Source organism: Nocardioides immobilis (assembly GCF_003515065.1).
Taxonomy (GTDB): domain Bacteria; phylum Actinomycetota; class Actinomycetes; order Propionibacteriales; family Nocardioidaceae; genus Nocardioides; species Nocardioides immobilis.
The window spans coordinates 18,985-37,776 of record NZ_QXGH01000016.1 but is presented as its reverse complement, the minus strand read 5'-3'; the positions used below and the strand labels follow the sequence as shown (position 1 = coordinate 37,776).

At 71.6% G+C, this 18,792-nt stretch carries 20 protein-coding genes; 12 read left to right on the top strand and 8 right to left on the bottom strand.

The annotated features are described in order from the left end of the window. Together D0Z08_RS12610 and D0Z08_RS12605 are read right to left on the bottom strand one after the other, a co-directional pair. The gene (locus D0Z08_RS12610; protein ID WP_118925605.1) at positions 1–1,272 is read right to left on the bottom strand and encodes an MFS transporter; all 1,272 of its coding nucleotides are present in this window, start codon (positions 1,270–1,272) and stop codon (positions 1–3) included. Further along, on the bottom strand, positions 1,272–2,600 hold the full coding sequence (locus D0Z08_RS12605; protein ID WP_245993913.1) for an MFS transporter: 1,329 nt from the start codon (positions 2,598–2,600) through the stop codon (positions 1,272–1,274). Before D0Z08_RS12605 ends, D0Z08_RS12610 begins: the two co-directional genes overlap by 1 nt. A gap of 69 nt (positions 2,601–2,669) precedes the next feature. Between D0Z08_RS12605 and D0Z08_RS12600 the strand changes: the two genes are divergently transcribed. From D0Z08_RS12600 to D0Z08_RS12585, 4 genes are all read left to right on the top strand, one after another. Next, positions 2,670–3,689 carry an AMP-binding protein gene (locus D0Z08_RS12600; protein WP_118925603.1) on the top strand — a complete coding sequence of 340 codons (1,020 nt, stop codon included), beginning with the start codon at positions 2,670–2,672 and terminating at the stop codon, positions 3,687–3,689. Then, entirely contained in the window at positions 3,686–4,636 is a 951-nt protein-coding gene (locus tag D0Z08_RS12595; protein ID WP_118925602.1) for an o-succinylbenzoate synthase, read from the top strand. The genes D0Z08_RS12600 and D0Z08_RS12595 overlap by 4 nt, the downstream gene beginning before the upstream one ends. After that, positions 4,633–6,225, top strand: a complete 1,593-nt coding sequence (gene menD, locus D0Z08_RS12590) for a 2-succinyl-5-enolpyruvyl-6-hydroxy-3-cyclohexene-1-carboxylic-acid synthase (protein WP_118925601.1) — start codon at positions 4,633–4,635, stop codon at positions 6,223–6,225. Before D0Z08_RS12595 ends, menD begins: the two co-directional genes overlap by 4 nt. A 107-nt stretch (positions 6,226–6,332) precedes the next feature. Further along, on the top strand, positions 6,333–6,638 hold the full coding sequence (locus tag D0Z08_RS12585; RefSeq protein WP_118925600.1) for a hypothetical protein: 306 nt from the start codon (positions 6,333–6,335) through the stop codon (positions 6,636–6,638). A 44-nt stretch (positions 6,639–6,682) separates the two neighbouring features. Here the strand turns inward: D0Z08_RS12585 and D0Z08_RS12580 are convergent, their stop codons facing one another. Beyond that, complete coding sequence (locus tag D0Z08_RS12580) at positions 6,683–7,735, bottom strand: oxygenase MpaB family protein (protein ID WP_118925599.1); 1,053 nt, start codon at positions 7,733–7,735, stop codon at positions 6,683–6,685. A gap of 75 nt (positions 7,736–7,810) precedes the next feature. Here D0Z08_RS12580 and D0Z08_RS12575 point away from each other — a divergent pair, with 75 nt between their 5' ends. After that, positions 7,811–8,434: a TetR/AcrR family transcriptional regulator gene (locus tag D0Z08_RS12575; protein WP_147381419.1), complete on the top strand. Its 624-nt coding sequence runs from the start codon at positions 7,811–7,813 to the stop codon at positions 8,432–8,434. Positions 8,435–8,467: 33 nt separating this feature from the next. After that, positions 8,468–10,342 (top strand): cation:proton antiporter domain-containing protein, encoded by a 1,875-nt coding sequence (locus tag D0Z08_RS12570; protein ID WP_118925597.1) that lies wholly within the window; start codon positions 8,468–8,470, stop codon positions 10,340–10,342. Here the strand turns inward: D0Z08_RS12570 and D0Z08_RS12565 are convergent. After that, a complete protein-coding gene (locus D0Z08_RS12565) occupies positions 10,332–11,168 on the bottom strand; it encodes an NAD(P)H-binding protein (RefSeq protein WP_118925596.1) in 837 nt (278 codons plus the stop codon). The genes D0Z08_RS12570 and D0Z08_RS12565 overlap by 11 nt on opposite strands. A gap of 7 nt (positions 11,169–11,175) precedes the next feature. Continuing rightward, positions 11,176–11,928, bottom strand: coding sequence for an HNH endonuclease signature motif containing protein (locus D0Z08_RS12560; protein ID WP_118925595.1), 753 nt, complete (start codon positions 11,926–11,928; stop codon positions 11,176–11,178). Between D0Z08_RS12560 and D0Z08_RS12555 the strand changes: the two genes are divergently transcribed. From D0Z08_RS12555 to D0Z08_RS12545, 3 genes are read left to right on the top strand one after another with little or no spacing between them, the layout of a single operon-like run. Further along, positions 11,921–13,102 (top strand): hypothetical protein, encoded by a 1,182-nt coding sequence (locus D0Z08_RS12555; protein ID WP_118925594.1) that lies wholly within the window; start codon positions 11,921–11,923, stop codon positions 13,100–13,102. The two genes, D0Z08_RS12560 and D0Z08_RS12555, sit on opposite strands and share 8 nt — an antisense overlap. Positions 13,103–13,141: 39 nt before the next feature. Then, on the top strand, positions 13,142–13,780 hold the full coding sequence (locus tag D0Z08_RS12550; protein WP_118925593.1) for an MBL fold metallo-hydrolase: 639 nt from the start codon (positions 13,142–13,144) through the stop codon (positions 13,778–13,780). A gap of 14 nt (positions 13,781–13,794) precedes the next feature. After that, the gene (locus tag D0Z08_RS12545; protein ID WP_118925592.1) at positions 13,795–14,415 is read left to right on the top strand and encodes a hypothetical protein; all 621 of its coding nucleotides are present in this window, start codon (positions 13,795–13,797) and stop codon (positions 14,413–14,415) included. Positions 14,416–14,418: 3 nt separating this feature from the next. Here the strand turns inward: D0Z08_RS12545 and D0Z08_RS12540 are convergent, their stop codons facing one another. The 3 genes from D0Z08_RS12540 to D0Z08_RS12530 form a co-directional block, all read right to left on the bottom strand. Continuing rightward, positions 14,419–15,300, bottom strand: coding sequence for an RNA polymerase sigma-70 factor (locus D0Z08_RS12540; RefSeq protein ID WP_118925767.1), 882 nt, complete (start codon positions 15,298–15,300; stop codon positions 14,419–14,421). A 2-nt stretch (positions 15,301–15,302) separates the two neighbouring features. Continuing rightward, positions 15,303–15,893 (bottom strand): carboxymuconolactone decarboxylase family protein, encoded by a 591-nt coding sequence (locus tag D0Z08_RS12535; protein WP_118925591.1) that lies wholly within the window; start codon positions 15,891–15,893, stop codon positions 15,303–15,305. 93 nt (positions 15,894–15,986) lie between these two features. Beyond that, a complete protein-coding gene (locus tag D0Z08_RS12530) occupies positions 15,987–16,886 on the bottom strand; it encodes a L,D-transpeptidase family protein (RefSeq protein ID WP_118925590.1) in 900 nt (299 codons plus the stop codon). Positions 16,887–16,992: 106 nt separating this feature from the next. Between D0Z08_RS12530 and D0Z08_RS12525 the strand changes: the two genes are divergently transcribed. From D0Z08_RS12525 to D0Z08_RS12515, 3 genes are all read left to right on the top strand, one after another. Next, positions 16,993–17,682, top strand: a complete 690-nt coding sequence (locus D0Z08_RS12525) for a demethylmenaquinone methyltransferase (protein ID WP_118925589.1) — start codon at positions 16,993–16,995, stop codon at positions 17,680–17,682. 99 nt (positions 17,683–17,781) lie between these two features. After that, the gene (locus D0Z08_RS12520) at positions 17,782–18,234 is read left to right on the top strand and encodes a DUF3592 domain-containing protein (protein ID WP_118925588.1); all 453 of its coding nucleotides are present in this window, start codon (positions 17,782–17,784) and stop codon (positions 18,232–18,234) included. A 189-nt stretch (positions 18,235–18,423) separates the two neighbouring features. Continuing rightward, positions 18,424–18,780: an NADH-quinone oxidoreductase subunit A gene (locus D0Z08_RS12515; RefSeq protein WP_118925587.1), complete on the top strand. Its 357-nt coding sequence runs from the start codon at positions 18,424–18,426 to the stop codon at positions 18,778–18,780. The last annotated feature ends 12 nt before the right edge of the window (positions 18,781–18,792 follow it).

The following is an 18,792-nucleotide window of genomic DNA, read 5'->3' as shown; positions in this document are numbered from 1 at the left end:
TCAAGCAGGTTGCGTCACGCCTTGTTCGGCCAGGTGTCGCTCCGCCGCGCGGGCGGCGGGATGGATCAGGACCGCGGCCACGAGCACGATCGCGGCGATCACCAGCCAGCCCGGCGTGCCCCACGACATGGCGAGGAACGTGTAGAGCGCCGGCGCCCACACCGAGCCGAGGGTGTAGCCGAGCTGGGAGACGCCTTGGTACTCACCGCGTCGCTCGGGATCCGAGAGCTCGGCCTGGAGGCCCCACTCGCCCGCCGAGTGGAACAGCTCGGCGCCGGTGACCGTGACGTGCCCGATCCAGACCAGCGCGATGGTCACCCAGCCCACGGTGTCGTGGGTGACCATGACGATGCCGCAGGACAGCACGAAGAAGAACGCGCCGCGGCGCTGCGCCCGCAGCGAGTCGGCGACGGTCGTGATGCCGCGGGCCGCCGCGACCTGGAGTGCCACCGCCATCACGGTGTTGGTGCCGAACAGCCAGGCCAGCAGCACCCGGGGGGCGTCGGTCTCCTCGACCAGCCACAGCGGGATCACGACGTTGAGCAGGACCTGGTGGGTCGCCAGCACGCCCCCGAGGACCGACATCACGACGTAGCCGCGGTTGCGGAGTGCGCTCCGCCGCTCGCCCGAGGCCTCGAGGGCCACCTCGAGCAGCGGCTCGGTGTCGACGTGGTGGGCGGCGCGCGGGAGCCGGGCGACGAGCGCGGCGTTGAGCAGCAGCAGGCCGGCCGTGACGACCGGCACCATCCGGATGACGTCGTCGCTGTTGGTCGCGAGCGCGATGCCGGCCAGGAGCGCGCCGAGGGTGTAGCCGACGTTGCGGGCCGCGCGGAAGTAGGCGTTGGACCGGACCCGCTCCTCGCGGGGGAAGACATCGAAACGGTAGGCGTTGCGCGACGATCGGCTCGCGGTCTGCACCAGTTCGAGCCCGATCATCATCGCCACGAACGAGCCCATGTCCCCGATGGACAGCCACACCAGGTAGAGCAGCGCCTCGACCAGCGAGCTGAGCGCCCAGACCCGCTTGGCGCCGTACCGGTCGCTGAGCTTGCCGAGGGGGACGGCGAGCGCGAACGTCGCGACGCCGGCGATCGAGAGGCCGAGGCCGACCTGGGCGGCCGACAGGCCGACGATCTGGGTGAAGAACACCGCGCTGCCCGTCAAGAAGACGCCGTCGCCGAACGCCGACAGCACCGACTGCGCGGAGAGCCGGCGGACGAGCGACGTGGGGCCGGCCAGGCGGAGCAACCGCTCGGGCAGGTATCTTGACATCAAGAGAAATCGAGTGGAGCGTGCATCCCCGCCGGCTCCGGCTCCGGCTCCGACTCCGGCTCGGGCGGGAAGTGGCGGTCGCGGAACCGCTCGGCCATCCGCACCGAGGGCACCAGCCCGAGGGTCGCCAGGACCACGATGCCGGCGATGACCAGCCAGCCCAGGCCGCCCGCCCACGACAGCGCCAGCCAGGTGTAGAGGGCGGGCGCCCACTGGAAGCCGAGCGCGCTGCTGACCTCCTGGACGCCTTGGTACTCGCCGCGTCGCGCCGGATCCGACAGCTCGGCCTCGAACGACCAGCTCGCGCCGGAGATCGCCAGCTCGGCCCCGGTCACGGTGAGGTGGCCCAGCCAGACCAGGAGCACGGTGATCAGGCCGACGGTCGAGTGGGTGACCATGGTGACGAGGCAGGACGCGATGAAGAACGCGGACGAGATGTAGGTGTAGCGCAGGGCGTCGCCCAGGTTGCGCACCCCCTTGGAGGTGTACGCCGGCAGGAAGATGCAGAGCACTGTGTTGGTGCCGAACAGCCAGGCCAGCAGCACGTGCGGGGCGTCGGTCGCCTCGACCAGCCACAGCGGGATCACGATCTGGAGCAGGACCTGGTTGGTCCACAGCACGCCCATGAAGAACGTCGTCAGGATCCAGCCGACGTTGCGGATGGGCCCGGGGCCGATGGGCTTGACCCGACGCTCGCCGCTGGCGACCCGCAGGTCGTGGGGCGCTGCCGGCAGTCGGGAGACCCAGAACGCGTTGGCGAGCATCATCGCCGCGGCGAAGATCGGCGTCCACCGGATCACGGTCAGGCTGTCGGTCGCGAGCGCGAACCCGCCGAGCATCGCGCCGAGGGTGTGGCCGACGTTGAGCCAGGAGTACATGTAGGCCTGGGTCTCGACCCGCTCGCCGCGGGGCAGGACGTCGAGCACGTAGGCCTGGTGGCTCGACGCCCCGAGCGACCCGAACAGCGCGAAGACGATGGCGACGGCGACGTACTCCTGGAAGCCGGTGACGAATGGGAGGGCGCAGAACACGCCGGCGCGGCCCAGGGTCGACAGCGCCCAGATCCGCTTCGGCCCGAACCGGTCGACGACCCGGCCGGCGGGGTAGGCGAACAGGAACTCCGCGACGCCCATGATCGTGAGCGCGATGCCGACCTTGCCCGCGGACATCCCGACGACGAGGGTCAGGAACACAGCGCTCCCGGTCATGAAGGTGCTCTCGCCGGTCGCGAAGAGCATCGACTGAGTCGCGAGCCGGCGTGACAGCGGCGTGGGCGGGACCAGGCGGCGGAAGAAGCCGCGCTGGTCTCCCGGGAACGTGGTCGTCACCTGGTGCATTCCACCCCACCGGACCGACACCCGGCCACCGAATATCCGCGACGCCCTAACCTCGTGCGCATGGCCGACCTGACACCCGAGGGAGCGCCGGCCGACGTGGTCGAGCAGCTGCGAGGGTGGCTGGCCGACGCGGGGGCCGGACGGCTGGTCGTGGCGACGTCCGGCTCGACCGGCGCCCCCAAGCGGGTCGCGCTCAGCCGGGACGCGGTGCTCGCCTCGGTGACGGCCTCCGCCCGCCGGCTCGGGGCGACGGGGCCGTGGGTGCTGGCGCTGCCGCCGACGTACGTCGCGGGCGTCCAGGTCGTCGTCCGCTCGCTGGTCGCCGGGCACGAGCCGGTGCTGCTGGAACGCGATGGCTGGCCGGCGGGGGAGGGCTGGTTCGTCTCGCTGGTGCCGACGCAGCTCGGGCGGCTCCTCGACGACGCCGCGGCGGTCGCTGCGCTGTGCCGCGCGCACACCGTGCTCCTCGGCGGCGGGCCGATCGACCCGGGCCTGCGCCGGCGTGCGGGGGAGGCGGGCGTGCGGGTGGTGGCGACGTACGGCGCCGCGGAGACCGCGGGCGGCTGCGTCTACGACGGCCTGCCCCTCGACGGCGTGGCGGTCGCGGTCGGCGATGGCGGCCGGATCCGGATCGGCGGGCCGACCCTCTTCGACGAGTACGTCGACGACCCGGTGCTCACGGCGCAGGCCCTGGTCGACGGGTGGTACCTCACCTCCGACGCCGGCCGGATCGACGAGGACGGCCGGCTGGTCGTCCTCGGTCGGGTCGACGACGTCGTCGTCAGCGGCGGCGTGAACGTCCCGGCGGTAGCGGTGGCCGCGCGACTCCGCGACCACCCGGCCATCTTCGAGGCGGAGGTGTTCGGCGTGCCGGACGACGAGTGGGGCAACCGGGTGGTCGCGTTCGTCGTCGGGTCGGTCACGCTGCCCGAGGTGCGCGACTGGGTCGCCGCGGTGCACCCGCGTTCGTGGGCACCACGGGAGGTGTTCGTCTACGACGAGGCCCTGCCCCTGCTCCCCAACGGCAAGCCCGACCGGCGAGCGATGCTGGCCGAGGTCGCGGAGTGGGAGGACGAATGAGGGTCGTGTCGATCCCGATGCGCACCCGCTTCCGCGGGGTGACGGTGCGCGAGGCGGTGCTGCTGCCCGGCGCGGCCGGCTGGGGGGAGTGGAGCCCGTTCCTCGAGTACAGCGCGTTGGTCGCGGAGCCGTGGCTGCGGTGCGCGGAGGAGGCCGCGGCAGGCGACTGGCCCGAGCCCGTCCGCGACGCCGTACCGGTGAACGTGACGGTGCCTGCCGTCGGTCCCGAGCAGGCGCACACGATCGTGACCCGCGGCGGCTGCCGCACGGCGAAGGTCAAGGTCGCCGCGCCCGGCCAGACCCTCGCCGACGACGAGGCCCGGCTCGAGGCGGTGCGCGACGCGCTCGGGCCCGACGGCAGGGTCCGGGTCGACGCCAACGGCGGCTGGTCCGTCGACGACGCGGTCGCTGCGATCGCGGTGCTGGACCGGGCCGCGGGCGGCCTGGAGTACGTCGAGCAGCCGTCTCCCTCGGTCGAGGACCTCGCCGCCGTACGCCGCCGCGTGTCCGTGCCGATCGCCGCCGACGAGTCGATCCGGAGGGCCGAGGACCCCTACCGGGTCCGCGACCTGGCGGCCGCGGACATCGCCGTCCTCAAGGTGCAGCCGCTCGGCGGGGTCCGGGCGTGCCTGCGGATCGCGGAGGAAATCGCCCTGCCGGTCGTCGTGTCATCCGCGCTCGAGACGTCGGTCGGGATCGCGGCGGGGGTCGCGCTGGCAGCGGCCCTGCCCGAGCTGCCCTACGCCTGTGGGCTCGCCACCGTCCAGCTGCTGACCGACGACGTCGCCGTCGTGCCGCTGCTCCCGGTCGACGGAGCACTCCCCGTGACCCGGCCGGTCGTCGACGAGGCCGCGCTCGAGCGGGTGGCCGCGTCGGCCGAGCGGGTGGGGTGGTGGCAGGCCAGGTACGACGAGGTCAGCGCGCTGCGGCAGGATCGCCGGTCGTGAGCGGGATCAGTGGGGTCGACCTCGGCGCCGCCGTCATCGCACGGCTCGTCGACGAGCACGTCACCGCGGTCGTGCTCGCTCCCGGGTCGCGCAACGCGCCGCTCGCGTTCGCGGTGTGGCGGCAGGAGCTCGACCTGCACACGCGGATCGACGAGCGCTCGGCCGGGTTCCTGGCGCTCGGGCTGTCCAAGGTCGGTGCGCGCACCGCGGTCATCTGCACGTCCGGCACCGCCGTCGCCAACCTGCACCCGGCCGTGCTCGAGGCCGCCCACTCCGGGGTGCCCCTCGTCGCGGTGACCGCGGACCGACCGGCGCGGCTCCGCGCCACCGGCGCCAACCAGACGACCGACCAGGTCGGGATCTTCGGCCCGCTCGTGCCGACGTACGACATCGCCCAGGTCGCCGACCTCGACGCCGTCCCCTGGGACACGCCGGGCCCCCTCCACGTGAACGTCCGGCTCGACGAGCCGCTGGTGCCGGACGAGTCGTCGTACCTGAACTTTCCGCCCCGAATTCGCGAAAAAGGGGGCCGAAACTTCAGGTACGACGAGGGTCCGGCACTGCCCCGCGGCCCGCGCACCGTCGTGGTGGCCGGGGACGACGCCGGCCCGGGGGCGCGACTGCTGGCGGAGCGGTCGGGCTGGCCGCTCCTCGCCGAGCCGTCGAGCGGGGCCCGACGCGGAGCCAACGCGGTGCGGACCTACCGGCTCCTCCTCGGCACGGAGCTGGGCGCGCATATCGAGCGGGTGGTGGTCCTCGGCCGCCCGACCCTGTCCCGCCCGGTCACCCGGTTGCTCGCGCGCGAGGACGTCGAGGTCCTGGTCGTGCCGGGCCGCGGGGTGTGGCCGGTCCGCCCGCCCGGCTCGGTCGTCCTCGACGGACCGCCGGGTCCCACCGAGCCGGACGACCCGGACTGGCTCGAGGGATGGCAGCAGGCCGACCGTGCCCTGGGCCGGAGGATCGACCGGCTGCTCGCGGAGCAGCCGGCGCTGACGCCGTACGACGTCGCGGCCGCGGTGGCGGCTGCGCTGCCGGCCGAGAGCCTCTTCGTCATCGGCGCCTCGAGCCCGATCCGCGACCTGGACATCATCGAGCGGCCCGCGCCGGTCGGGGAACGGCGGAAGGTGATCGCCAACCGTGGGCTGTCGGGGATCGACGGCACCATCAGTACGGCGATCGGCGCCGCGCTCGGCCGTCCGGAGAGCAGCCGGGCGATCGCCCTGATGGGCGACGTGACGTTCCTGCACGACCAGTCCTCGCTGGTGCTCGGGCCGGACGAGGCCCGCCCCGACCTGACGATCGTGGTGGTCAACGACGACGGCGGTGCGATCTTCTCGATGCTGGAGCAGGGCGCTCCGACGCACGCGGACGCGTTCGAGCGGCTCTTCGGCACCCCGCACGGCGTCGACCTCGGCGCTCTCTGCGCCGCGACCCGGACCCCGCACCTGCGGGTCACCTCCCGCCCCGAGCTCGACCAGGCGCTCGCCTCGCCCAACGGCGGGATCGAGGTCGTCGAGGCGGTCGTCGACCGCAGCACCCGCCGCGACCTGGACGCCCGGATCCGGGCACTCGCGACCGACCCGGTCTAGCCCGCTGGAGCTCCTTCGACAATTTTTCCGGCTTCGAGGCGTCAGCGCGGCCCCACGGGTCTAGCGTCGATGGGTCATCCCAGCCTCTGCCCGAGAGGGGAAACCCCATGTCCGTACTGATCAGCTTCAAGGTCCCCGGCGACGTCGACGTCTTCACCACGTCCCTCGTCGACCGCGCTGACGAGTTCCGCGAGTTCGGCCAGGCCGCGCAGGCGGCCGGTGCCCTCCACCACCAGTTCGCCGTCGGTCCGGACCACGTCATGGTGGTCGACGAGTGGGACACGATCGAGCACTTCCAAGCCTTCTTCGGCGACCCCAAGCTCCAGGCGTTCATCGGCGAGATCGGCGGCGACAGCTCCGCGCCGCCGGACTTCACGATCGGGACCTGCGTCGACTCGCCCGACCGGTTCTGAGGTGGTGGCGCCGGTTCGGGCTCCGGCGCCACCCGGTCAGCCGATCAGCCGATCCGCCCCAGGATCGGCTCGGACTCGATGATCCCCTCCTCGCTCGGCCTCGCGCCCTCGCCGAACACCTTGGCCTGCTGGCGGGCACGCAGCTCGAGGTGGGCGTCGCGCGGCCGGTCGTAGCCGTAGCGCTCGCGCGCCTGCGCGGGGGTCAGCACCTCCTCGTTCTCCGGAGGGACGCCGAGCAGGATCGGCGCCGCGACCGAGACCGTCATCGGTGAGATCAGGCGGAGCAGCTGGACCTGGACGGCGCCGCTGAGCGCGGCGAGCCAGAACGCGATCCGCAGCACCGGCCGGATCAGCGCGTCCATCAGCCGCGACTGCTTCAGCCCGCTCTCCTCGCGCATCCACTGCGGCAGGGTCGCGATCGTCCCCGTGCGCAGGGCGAAGGCGACGACCCAGCTGGCGGGCGCCATGAACCAGGGCAGCTTCGGCAGCATCACCCGTGCGTCGAGCAGCTGGTTCATCGCCTGCTTGGCGATGTCGCTGCCGAGCAGCTGCGGCCGCATCCGCTCGTAGTAGGCGCGGAGCTCCTCGCGGCTGCGCGGGATGTCGGCCGGGTCGCAGGTCTGCAGCTCGGCGGCGACCGCGCACTCGGCCCAGTACTGCGCCTCCTCCTCCGGGCTCAGCTTGCCGGGGCCGTAGCGCTCGTAGGCGAGCAGGATCGAGTGCCATCCCGTGAGCTGGATCCAGAGCTGGCTGTCGGGGTCGTTGGCGTCGTACCGGATCCCGGTCACGGGGCAGGTGCCGATCCCCTTGGAGTGGATCTTCACCAGCACGTCGGCGGCCTTGGAGGTCTCGCGGCTCGAGCCGAACGCGACCAGCGCGAAGTACCGCAGCGTCCGGTCGTAGCGGGTCCGCGGCCGGTCGAAGATCGCATGCGTCTCGGTCACCGACGCCACGAGCGCGGGGTCGAGCTCCTCGACGACCACCGCGCGCTGGAAGCCGATGGTGAGCGACGTGGGGTAGGACCAGACCTTCCAGGTGACGGAGTCGGGTCCGAAGAACCCGTAGTCCTCGTGGGGCTGCACATGCTTGCGTCTCATGGCACTATTACTACATAACTGTAGTAATTAGGGAAGAGGCTGTACCGGAAAGTGGGAGCGATTAAGGTCTCCGCTGTGTCGAGTCCCCCGCGTCAACGTCGCCCGTACGCCGCGCGGGTGCCCATCGACGTACGGCGCGAACAGCTGATGGACGCAGCGCTCGCCGTGATCGTCCGCGAGGGGTACGGCGGCGTCTCGGTCGATGCCATCGCCAAGGAGGCCGGGGTGACCCGGCCGGTGGTCTACGGCGCGTTCGAGGGACTCGGCGACCTGCTGACCGCGCTGCTCGACCGCCAGCAGGTCCGCGCGTTCGGCCGGCTGCTGGAGGCGATGCCGGACGACGGCGACCTGAGCGACCCGGTGGCCCTGGTGACGGTCGGGATCGAGCGGCTGGTCACGATGATTCGGGAGGACCCGGACACCTGGCGTCCGATCCTGCAGCCGCCCGACGGCCTGCCCGACCTGGTCCTGAAGCGGATCGAGGCGGACCGGGAGCAGATCCGGGGGGTGTTCAGCTCGTTCATCGCCGGCGTCAGCGAGTCCCAGCCGGGCCCGCCGTTCGACGCCGACCTCTACGCCCACGCCATGGTCGCCGTCTGCGAGCACTTCGGTCGGCTGCTGATCGACGATCCCGACCGGTTCAGCACCGAGCGGATGGTGGAGGGGGCGACCCGGCTTCTCACGATGCTGTGGCGCTGACGGCCGTCCCCGGGCACCGGGGAGAATGAGCCCGTGGAGATCGCGCTGCTGCTCGTGGCCATCGCCGTCACCGTGCTCGCGGTCACCGCGATCTCGGGCCGGTTGGGGATCGCCGCGCCGATCCCGCTGATCCTGGTCGGCTGGGCCGGGTCCTACCTGCCGGGCGTGCCGACCATCCACCTCGAGCCGGAGGTGGTGCTCCTCGGCCTGCTGCCGCCCCTGCTCTACGCGGCGGCCCTCGGCACCTCACTCGTCGACTTCAACGCCAACCGCAGGCCGATCCTGCTGCTGTCGGTCGGGCTGGTCGCGTTCACGACCGTGGGCGTGGCCCTGGTGGTGCACGCGATCCTGCCCGAGGTCGGGTGGCCCGCGGCGTTCGCGATCGGCGCTGTCGTGGCGCCGCCTGACGCCGTCGCGGCGACCGCGATCGGCCGCCGCATCGGGCTGCCCCGCCGGATCGTGACGATCCTCGAGGGCGAGTCCCTGCTCAACGACGCGACCGCGCTGGTCGCCCTGCGCACGGCGATCGCAGCCATCGGGACCACCTCCGTGGCGATGACCTCGGCGGGGGAGATCGGGCTCGACTTCCTCGTCGCCGCTGGCGGCGGGTTGGTCGTCGGCATCCTCGGCTTCCTGCTCGTCGCGAAGATCCGCAAGCACGTCAAGGACCCCGTGCTCGACACCGGCATCTCGCTGGTCGTGCCGTTCGCCACCTACATCGCGGCCGAGGAGATCAACGCGTCGGGCGTGGTCGCGGTCGTCGTGGCCGGCCTGCTGCTCGGCCACAAGGCCCCGATCCTGCAGACCGCCCAGTCGCGGATCGCGGAGCGGATGAACTGGCGCACGCTGGCGTTCATCCTCGAGAACACCGTCTTCCTGCTGATCGGCCTGCAGGCCCGCTGGCTGGTCGACGACGTCCGCGCGAGCACGCTCCCCACCGGCACGATCGTGAGCGTCTGCCTGGCGACACTGGCCGCGGTCGTCGTACTCCGGATGGCGTGGGTGTTCCCCGCCCGCTACCTGCTGATCCGCCCCGGGCCCGACCCCGCGACCGGGCGCCGGCCACCGGCGTCGTACACGTTCCTCATCGGCTGGGCGGGGATGCGCGGCGTGGTCACCCTCGCTGCCGCGTTCATCATCCCGGAGACGGTGCCGCACCGTGAGGTGCTGCTGATGATCGCGTTCACCGTGGTCGCTGGCACCCTCCTGCTGCAGGGCACGAGCCTGGGCTGGATCGCGCGCCGGCTGAAGGTGCCGGCGCCCGACCCGATGGACGACGCCCTGGCCCGCGCGACGCTGCTGCAGCAGGCGTCGAAGGCCGGCCACCAGGTGCTCGACGATCTCGACAGTGACGACCCGTACGGCGTCGCCGACCTCATCCGGCAGCGCATCGAGCAGCGCAACTTCGCCGCCTGGGAGCGGCTCGGCACGACCGCGGGCGAGGAGAGCCCCGCCGCGCTCTACGCCCGCGTGCGCGAGGAGATGATCGAGGCCGAGCGCCGGCGGGTGCTGGAGATCCGGTCCACCGGGTCCGTACCGTCGGAGGTGGTCAGCGACGTGCTGGCCATGCTCGACATCGAGGAGTCCATGCTGGACGCCGCCGAGGAGGAACGAGCAGACGTGGAGGCAGAGCGCGTGCGCAGACCGGCTGGCAAGGAGTGCGACCACCTGTTGTCCGCCCCGCTCACGGAGCCCACGGGCGAGCTCGGCTGCGGGGAGTGCCTCGCGATCGGCAGCCGCTGGGTGGCGCTGCGGATGTGCCTCACCTGCGGCACCATCGGCTGCTGCGACTCCTCACCCCACCGCCACGCCACCGCGCACTTCCATGCGACCGCCCACCCGGTGATGCGGTCCGTGGAGCCGGCTGAGACCTGGCGCTGGTGCTACGTGCACCACCTCACGGCCTGAGCGCCTCCTCCAGGGTGCGGGCCGGGCGACCGGTGACCTTCTCGACGTCGTTCGTCACGGTCGCGACGGAGCCGTCGGCGATCGCGGTGTAGGTGCTCACCCAGGCGTCGAGCTCGAAGTCGGCGGCGTCGGGATAGCCCGCGCGCCGCGACGCGTAGGCCTCCTCGATCGTTTCCTCCTCGTAGCGCAGCTCCCGCCCGACCGCCGCTCCGGCACGGGCGGCGACCTCGGCCATCGTCAGAGCCTCCGGACCGGTGAGCTCGTAGATCGCGCCGGCGTGCGCCTCCGGCGCCAGGAGTACGGCGGCCGCCACGCCCGCCACGTCCGCCCGGGCGACCGCCGCGACCCGCCCGTCGCCGGCCGGCCCGCGGATCACCCCGGACGCGTCGGCGAACCACGGCAGCACGTCGGCGTAGAAGTTGTCGCGGAGCAGGGTGTAGGTCATCCCGCTGCGCGCCGCGGCGTCCCGGATCGCCTGCTCGGTGTCGCCGTGGTCCCGGCCGAGGGTGAACGTCGCATCGGCACCCGCGCCCACGAACGAGGTGTAGACGAGGTGCCGGACGCCCGCCGCCGCAGCCGCCTCCACCATCGTCCGGTGCTGCTGGCGCCGGGTCGCGGACTCGGCGGCCGACACGAGCAGGAGCGTGTCGACGCCGGCGAGGGCGAGCTCGGCAGCGGCCCGGTCGTCGTACGACGCCTGCCGTACCTCCCCGCCCACGTCCGGTGCCCGCGACGGGTCGCGGACGACGAGGGTGGGGGACTGGTCGGCCAGCAGGCGTGCGACCTGCCCGCCGAGGGCTCCGGTGGCGCCGGTGATCGCGATCATGCCCGGCTCAACCTGACCGTCCGTCGCCTGATTCCACGGATCCCGTCAGCGGCAGCCGCACCGCCGTCGTCGGCTGGCGGATCGTTGAGCTTTCGAGGAGGCGTGGTCGCCGTCGTTGTGGGTTGCGGCACTTGGTCGCGCGCCAGGGAGGGCGCGGCGAGGTCTGGGGTGCTCGCTCGGGTTGCGGCCGGGGCAGGTACGGCGGGTGGTCGCGGTCGGCGGCCGGGCGCGCGGTGGTTGAGGTGCGACGAACGCACCGAGGAGCCTCGAAGCCACCCCTGGAGCGCGCCGATATCCCCGCCGGTGGAACCAGGTGGCGGGGGTGCGGGGCTCGGTGGCTACTCGTCGGGTGGATCGGCCGGGTCGGTCGGCGGCTCGGACGGCTGGGTGGTGCCGGGTCGGGTGTGAGGTCGTAGGTGCCGGTGGGGTCGACCAGGTACAGCCCGCTGGGCAGGGTCCACAGGTAGGTGCCGGGTGAGAGGATCCGGCAGGTCGCGAGTCCTGAGGTCTTGTACCGGTGGTGGCCTCGGCACTTCGGGTTCAGGTTGCACCGACACGTCGGTCCGCCCTGGGTGTGGGGGACGTTGTGGTCGAGGTCGCAGCGTTCGGCTGGCCTGGTGCAGCAGGGGTAGGTGCAGTGGTGGTCGGCCAGCTCGACCTGGCGGCGGATCCGGTCCGGGATCTCGTAGGAGTCGACCGGCTGGTGACCGTTGAGGTCGATCACCGGCCGCACCAGCACGCTGGTGCCCGGGGTGCCCATCCATTCCTTGACCTGCTCCGGTGAGATCGGGGTGCGGGTGTTGGCGAACCGGCCGACCGCGCCGTCGGCCGTGTGGCCGATGGCGTCGTTGAGGTGGACGATCAGCTCGACCCTGCGGCCGGGGACGGTGCGGGTGATCTCCCCGGTGTCGGGGTCGACGACCTGGAGGTCGAGGGCGAGGTCGTGGCGGGCGATCTCCCCCGAGCGCGACCGACCGGCGGACGTCGAGGGAGTCCTCGCAGCCGAGCTGGCCGAGCAGATTGGCGCGGCGGGCGGCCGCGGCTTCGAGGTCGAGGGCGTCGGCGATGTCGAGGGTGGCGGTGACCTCGGCGGTGCCGTCGAACCCAGCGTGGTCGAGGTCGATGTCGACGTGCCGGGTCTCTTGGGCCGCCGTGCGCTTCTCCTCGGCCGCTTCGGGTTCGAACCTGACCAGGGCCTCCTCGACCAGCCGGTCGATCTGCGCCCAGCTGACGCCGCGGGCGAGCGGGGCGAGCTGCCGGTCCACGAACCCAACGGCTTCTTCGCGCAGGGTGCGGGTGGACTCCGCGATCCGCAGTGCCTTCCACACCGGAACCCGGCCCTCGAGCACCCGGGCCCAGGTCTTCGGGAGCCGGTAGGCCAGCTCCACCACCTGACCCACATAAGCGCGGCCGGAGTCCAGGGACCGGCCCAGCAGCGCGGAGAGCTCCATCACCGCGAAGTCGCCGATCAACGGGGCACCGGGTCCGGCGACCGGAAGCCCGGTGTCGAAACCCCGCTCGGTGATCGTCGAAGCCTCCGCCCCCTCGGCCACGACGTGCTCGCCGGCCCATTCGGCGATTTCACGAAGCAGGCCGATCTCGTGGTCGGCAATCGCCGCACGGCGGCCCCGGATCGCCGTCAACAGCTGCTGCGACCGCGTCACCGGCGCGCCCTCGGCGGCCTCGTCCGCCGGGGTGGCGGAGAGGTCGAAGAGGGGTGCGGTCCCGAGATCCATACTGAACATTCAACATGGGACCACCGACACATCGAAACGCGCGGAACCCGCCTGTGGACTGACGGTTCGTCAAGCTGGCCTGTGGACCACAAGTGGCTCGCCGGGTGCCTGGGCCTTGGTTTCGAGGCTCGTCGTGCCTGCAGCTCGGCGGTGGTCGGGTGCCGGTCCTCGCACCTCAACCAGCGGGCGGCGCCTTAACCAGCGGGCGACCAGTGACTCCGGAGCTAGCGTGGGTCCATGCGACTGACCAAGTGCGGCCACTCCTGCGTCCGGGTCGAGCACGGCGGCACGACCTTGGTGCTCGATCCCGGCGTCTTCACCGAGGCCGACGCCGTCGACGGGGCCGACGCCGTGCTCATCACTCACGAGCACCCGGACCACTTCCACCCCGACCACCTGCGCCGGACCGACGCGCGGATCTTCACGATCGCTGCGGTCGCCGCCCAGATTCGCGACCAGTCCCCGGACCTGGCCGAGCGGGTGACGGTGGTCGCTCCGGGCGAGGCCTTCGATGCCGGGACCATCCCCGTCACCGCGGTCGGCGAGCTGCACGCCGTCATCCACCCCGAGCTGCCGCGCTTCGACAACAGCGGCTACCTGCTCACCCTCGGCGACACCACGGTCTTCCACCCCGGGGACGCGCTGACGGGGCCCGGCCGGCCGGTCGACGTACTCCTCGCCCCGGTGTGCGCACCGTGGATGAAGGCCTCCGAGGGCATCGACTTCGCCCGGTCCGTCGCGGCTCCCCGCAACGTCGCGATCCACGACCGGGTCTACTCCGAGGCCGGGCTCGGGATCGTCGACGGCCACTTCGGCCGGTTCCTCGGCGCTGCTGGTCTGGACTATGTCCGGCTCGCGGACGGCGCCGACCTCTAGGGCATGATGGCCCGATGCCACTGCGTTCCACGATCGTCGGCGCCGCCTCCGGCGTGGTCCTGCTCGCCGGCGTCGTCGGCTTCGCCGTCGGCCTCCCCGAGGTCGTCGGCGACGAGCCCGAGGCCACCGCGGAGGAGCAGGGCGGCGACGGCCGGCCGGCCGCCGACCTGCTGCCCGAGACGCTGCTCGACGGCGCGCTGCAGCGCTACCCCGACGTCGACCCGCAGTACGACGAGATGGCCAACCAGGTCGAGACCTACAGCGGCGAGAAGCTGACCGAGGCGTTCGGCACCGACACGGCGGTCGCGCTCTACACGACCGCGGACATCCAGACCCAGGTCGCCGTCACGATCTACGACGGCGAGTCCGGCCTGTTCCTGCAGCAGGGTCCCCCGGTCCCGCGCGAGATGGCCGCCAACTCCCAGACCTACAGCGACTTCCTGCAGGAGGGCGACAGCGTCTGCATCGGCCAGTGGCAGGTGCAGGCCCTCGAGCAGGAGGCCCCGCCGTTCCAGGTGCAGTGCCAGCGGGTGGTGGCCGGACGCACGGTCAACGTGTACGCCGCTCCGGGACTCACCGTCGAGCAGACCGCCGAGATCGTCGACGACGTCGTCGACCAGGCCGGCCTGGAGTAGCCGTCACCGCTGCAGCGACGTCACGTCCGCGAGCCGCTGCAGCTTGTTCGGGTTGCGCATGGCGTAGATCCGGGTGATCAGGCCGTCCTCGACGACGAAGCTGAGCGCCGTGGTCGAGCCGTCGAACGGGATGTCGAGCCGCGCGCCCGGGAGACCGTTGATGGAGATCGGGACACCGGTGAACTCGATGTTGATCCGCTTCGCGGTCCCGAGGAACGCTGCCACCTTCCCGGCGCCGTGGATCGGCTTGCGGGCTGCCTGGGCGATACCGCCGCCGTCGGCCACCATCACCACGTCGGGCGCCAGCACGGCCAGCAGGTCCTGCATGTCTCCGCCCTTGACGGCTGCGAGGAATTTCTCGACCGCCGCCTGCTGCTCGTCGCGCTTCACCTGAATCCGGGGCCGCCGCGCGGCGACGTGCTCCTTCGCGCGGTGCGCGATCTGCCGTACGGCGGCCGGCGACTTGTCGACCGCCTCGGCGATCTCGTCGTACGGCGTGTCGAACACCTCGCGCAGCACGAACACCGCCCGCTCGGCCGGCCCCAGCGTCTCGAGCACGGTGAGCATCGCGATCGACACGTTCTCGGCGAGCTCGACGTCCTCCGCCACGTCGGGCGAGGTGAGCAGCGGCTCCGGCAGCCACTCCCCGACGTAGTCCTCCCGTCGACGCGAGTTCGACCGCAGCCGGTTGAGCGACTGCCGGGTGACGACGCGGACCAGGTAGGCCCGCGGGTCGCGCACCTCGGCCTGCTCGACGTCTGCCCACCGCAGCCAGCTCTCCTGCACGACGTCCTCGGCGTCGGCCGCGGAGCCGAGCATCTCGTAGGCGACGGTGAAGAGCAGGCTGCGGTGCTCGACGAACGGATCGACAGACGGCGGAGTCACGGTCACGACCGTACGACCCCGGCCGCCGTCGGCTCGGCAAGGGGCTTGAGCCCGCACGCCGCGGCGAAGCCGTCCGACTCGATGCCCAGCGCCACGTTGGGCCGGGTGGTGAAGTTGGCGAACGCGATGACGGCGGTCAGCTCGACCATCGCCGCGTCGCCGAGCTGCTGGCGCAGGCTCTGGACCATCTCGTCGGTGACGGAGACCGGCGTCTGGCTCATCGCCTCGGCGTACCCCATCACCTCCCGCTCGAGCGGCGTGAACACGTCCGACTCGCGCCAGCGCGGCACCTCACGCGCCTTGTCCATGTCGAGGTTCTTGTTGTGCGCCTCGAAGTAGTTGAAGTCCAGGCACCAGGTGCAGCCGATGTACGACGCGACGGCCATGTGCGCGAACGTCTTCAACGCCTCGTCGCAGGCGTCCCACTTCTTCAGCTTGCCGCCGAGGCCGCCCAACGTCATCAGCACCTTCTGGTTGTGCCAGTAGACGCCGACGGACGAGGGCACCTGGCCCAGCGTCTTGGTGATCATCCGCTTCAGCAGGGCTCCCTTGAAACCGGTGATCTCGGCGGCGGGGATCCGGGTGTTGCTCATGTCAGTTCCTCCTCGGTGGGGGTGTCGGACATGAAGACACCGAGCGGGCCCGGGGTGTGACACCCCGGGCCCGCTTTCGGGAGAAATTCTCGGCTACGACCAGTAGACGACGACCGTGTCACCGATCTGCACCTGGTCGTAGAGCCAGGCGATGCCGTCGTAGTCACGGGTGTTGACGCAACCGTGGGAGGCGCCGTTGTAGCCGACCGACGCGAAGTCCGGCGAGTAGTGCACGGCCTGGCCGCCGGAGAAGAACATCGCGAACGGCATCGAGGTGTCGTAGAGGCTGGACACGTGGTCGCGGCTCTTCTGGAAGACGCTGAACACGCCCTCCCGGGTCGGCGTCGACGACCCGCCGAAGCGGGCATCGAGGGTCTTCTGCACCTCGCCGTCGACCACCCAGCGCAGCGTGCTGCTCGACTTGTCGACGCAGAGCACCCGGCCCTCGAGGCAGCGCGGGTCCAGCGCGCCCGGCGTGTTCGCGGTCGTCTGGTTGGTCAGCTCGGCCTGGGTCGGCTCCGTCGTCATCCGGTGGAGCCGGTCCAGCGTGCGCTGGTCGACCTCGCCGGTCACCGGGATCTCGCGCTTGGCCTGGAAGCCACGAACGGCCTCGGTGGTGACGTCGCCGTAGAACCCGGTGACGTCGGCGTTGAACCAGTCGATCTGGGCGAGCCGGGCCTGCAGGTCGCGGACCTCGGCGCCGGAGGCGCCGGGAGCGAGCAGGGCGGGGCCGGGCACCAGCGTCGGCTCCTCGGGCTCCTCGCGCGGCTCCTCGTCCGGCTCGTCGGCGGGCTCGTCGGCCGGTTCGTCGACCTCGTCGGGAGCGCCCTTGCCCGCGGGACGGTCCTGCGCGGCCGGCGCGGTGTTGGCGTCGTCCACCGGGCGCTGCCACGGGAGGCTGCCGGACTGGCTGGCCCAGCCGACGCCGTAGGCGAGCCCACAGAGGAGCGTCGCGACGACGGTGACGATGGTGAAGCGGCGGAGGGTGGACATAGCGGGATCCTCGTGGGGTCTTGGTGCTGCAACTTGGTTCGGTACACAGAGGACGCAGCAGCCGCCCGTTTGGTTGCGAACCTCGCGCACGCCCTAGAGTTCGAGCGTGGCCCGAGCAGCACTCGACAAGCAGCCCGCCGACGTACGTCGCATGTTCGACGCCGTCGCGAAGCGGTACGACATCACCAATGACGTGCTGTCCTTCGGGCAGGACCGCCGCTGGCGGCGCGAGGTGCTCGAGGCCGTCGACCCGTCGTACGGCGAGAAGGTGCTCGACCTCGCCGCCGGCACCGGTACGTCGAGCCAGCCGTTCGCCGACGCCGGCGCGACCGTCGTCCCGTGCGACTTCTCGATCGGCATGCTGCAGGTCGGCAAGAAGCAGCTGCCGCACCTGCCCTTCACGGCGGGCGACGGCACCCAGCTGCCGTTCGCCGACGACACGTTCGACGCGGTGACCATCTCGTTCGGCCTCCGCAACATCGTCGACCCGGTCAAGGGCCTCGCCGAGATGCGCCGGGTCACCCGACCGGGCGGCCGTCTCGTCGTCTGCGAGTTCAGCCACCCGACCTGGAGCCCGTGGCGGACGGTCTACCTCGAGTACCTGATGAAGACGCTCCCCGCGGTCGCCGAGGCGGTGTCCTCGTCGCCGGACGCCTACGTCTACCTGGCCGAGTCGATCCGCGCCTGGCCGGACCAGGCCGGCCTGGCGGCGATGCTCGCCGAGGCGGGGTGGCAGCAGCCGGAGTGGCGCAACCTCTCGGGCGGCATCGTCGCCCTGCACCGCGCCTCCGCCTGACTCATCCCTGGGGACGATTTCCGGGCGTTCGGCCCTGCGCGCGGCCCGGTCTCCCTAGCCTCGGGAGTGGCTGGGAGTCAGCGCGGAGGAGGTGCCGAGATGGATGCCGAAGGCGCATGGATCGTCTGGTTGATCTTCGGCGGGGTGGCGCTCTTCGCCCTGCTCTTCACCCCTGTCGACTGGATCGTCTACCAGCGGTTGGCCTCGCGCGGGGGGCAGGCGGCCGCGGAGGTCGTCGACGCGGACACCGAGGAGTCGTACACGATCGACCGCAACGGCGTCGGAGGGTACGAGACCGAGCACTACGTCAAGCTCCGGTTCACCACGTCCGACGAGCGTCTCTTCGGAGTCAGGCTGAGGGTGCCCAAGGCGCTGACGCCGGGCACAGGGATGCCGATCATCTACGACCCCGACGACCCGACGAGAGTCCGGATCTTCCGGAGCCGCGGCTACTGGGTCAGGAACGCGATCTCGGGCGCGTTCGGCTTCGTCGTCTTCGCGATCATCGGCGGCGCGATCCTCTGGGGTATGGGTGCGATCGACCTCGGTTGAGCCGACGGATTTAGTGCACGTCCTGCTGCCCTAAATCGCCGTCCAGCGGACCGCCACGCGACCCTCCTACCCCGTTGTGCAGCGGGTGTCGCGGGGTGGCAGTATGTGTGCCGCGCCACTCGTGATTCTGTTCACAAGATCACGAACGCGACGCCCGATGAGGGGCCCGCACACGGGAAGGGACGGCAGTTGGAGCTCTACACGCCGGTACTGGTCCTTGCGGCCCTGGCCGCACTTTTCGCAGTCGGCTCGGTCGCGATGAGTGCGCTCACCGGGCCCGCTCGCTACAACCGGGCGAAGCTCGACTCCTACGAGTGCGGCATCGAGCCGACCCCGCAGGCGATCGGCGGCCGCTTCCCGGTGAAGTACTACATCACCGCGATGCTCTTCATCGTCTTCGACATCGAGATCATCTTCCTCTACCCGTGGGCCGTGTACTTCGACCAGATGTCGTGGTTCGGGTTGATCGAGATGGTCGTCTTCATCGCCACCGTCTTCGTCGCGTACGCCTATGTGTGGCGCCGCGGCGGACTCGACTGGGACTGAGAGGGAACATCT

What these genes read in the sequence shown, in the direction of transcription:
- D0Z08_RS12610 (WP_118925605.1), bottom strand. Translation starts at nt 1,272, where the DNA reads ATGTCAAGATACCTGCCCGAGCGGTTGCTCCGCCTGGCCGGCCCCACG.
- D0Z08_RS12600 (WP_118925603.1), top strand. Translation starts at nt 2,670, where the DNA reads ATGGCCGACCTGACACCCGAGGGAGCGCCGGCCGACGTGGTCGAGCAG.
- D0Z08_RS12595 (WP_118925602.1), top strand. Translation starts at nt 3,686, where the DNA reads ATGAGGGTCGTGTCGATCCCGATGCGCACCCGCTTCCGCGGGGTGACG.
- D0Z08_RS12585 (WP_118925600.1), top strand. Translation starts at nt 6,333, where the DNA reads ATGTCCGTACTGATCAGCTTCAAGGTCCCCGGCGACGTCGACGTCTTC.
- D0Z08_RS12580 (WP_118925599.1), bottom strand. Translation starts at nt 7,735, where the DNA reads ATGAGACGCAAGCATGTGCAGCCCCACGAGGACTACGGGTTCTTCGGA.
- D0Z08_RS12565 (WP_118925596.1), bottom strand. Translation starts at nt 11,168, where the DNA reads ATGATCGCGATCACCGGCGCCACCGGAGCCCTCGGCGGGCAGGTCGCA.
- D0Z08_RS12560 (WP_118925595.1), bottom strand. Translation starts at nt 11,928, where the DNA reads ATGGGCACCCCGGGCACCAGCGTGCTGGTGCGGCCGGTGATCGACCTC.
- D0Z08_RS12550 (WP_118925593.1), top strand. Translation starts at nt 13,142, where the DNA reads ATGCGACTGACCAAGTGCGGCCACTCCTGCGTCCGGGTCGAGCACGGC.
- D0Z08_RS12545 (WP_118925592.1), top strand. Translation starts at nt 13,795, where the DNA reads ATGCCACTGCGTTCCACGATCGTCGGCGCCGCCTCCGGCGTGGTCCTG.
- D0Z08_RS12535 (WP_118925591.1), bottom strand. Translation starts at nt 15,893, where the DNA reads ATGAGCAACACCCGGATCCCCGCCGCCGAGATCACCGGTTTCAAGGGA.
- D0Z08_RS12530 (WP_118925590.1), bottom strand. Translation starts at nt 16,886, where the DNA reads ATGTCCACCCTCCGCCGCTTCACCATCGTCACCGTCGTCGCGACGCTC.
- D0Z08_RS12520 (WP_118925588.1), top strand. Translation starts at nt 17,782, where the DNA reads ATGGATGCCGAAGGCGCATGGATCGTCTGGTTGATCTTCGGCGGGGTG.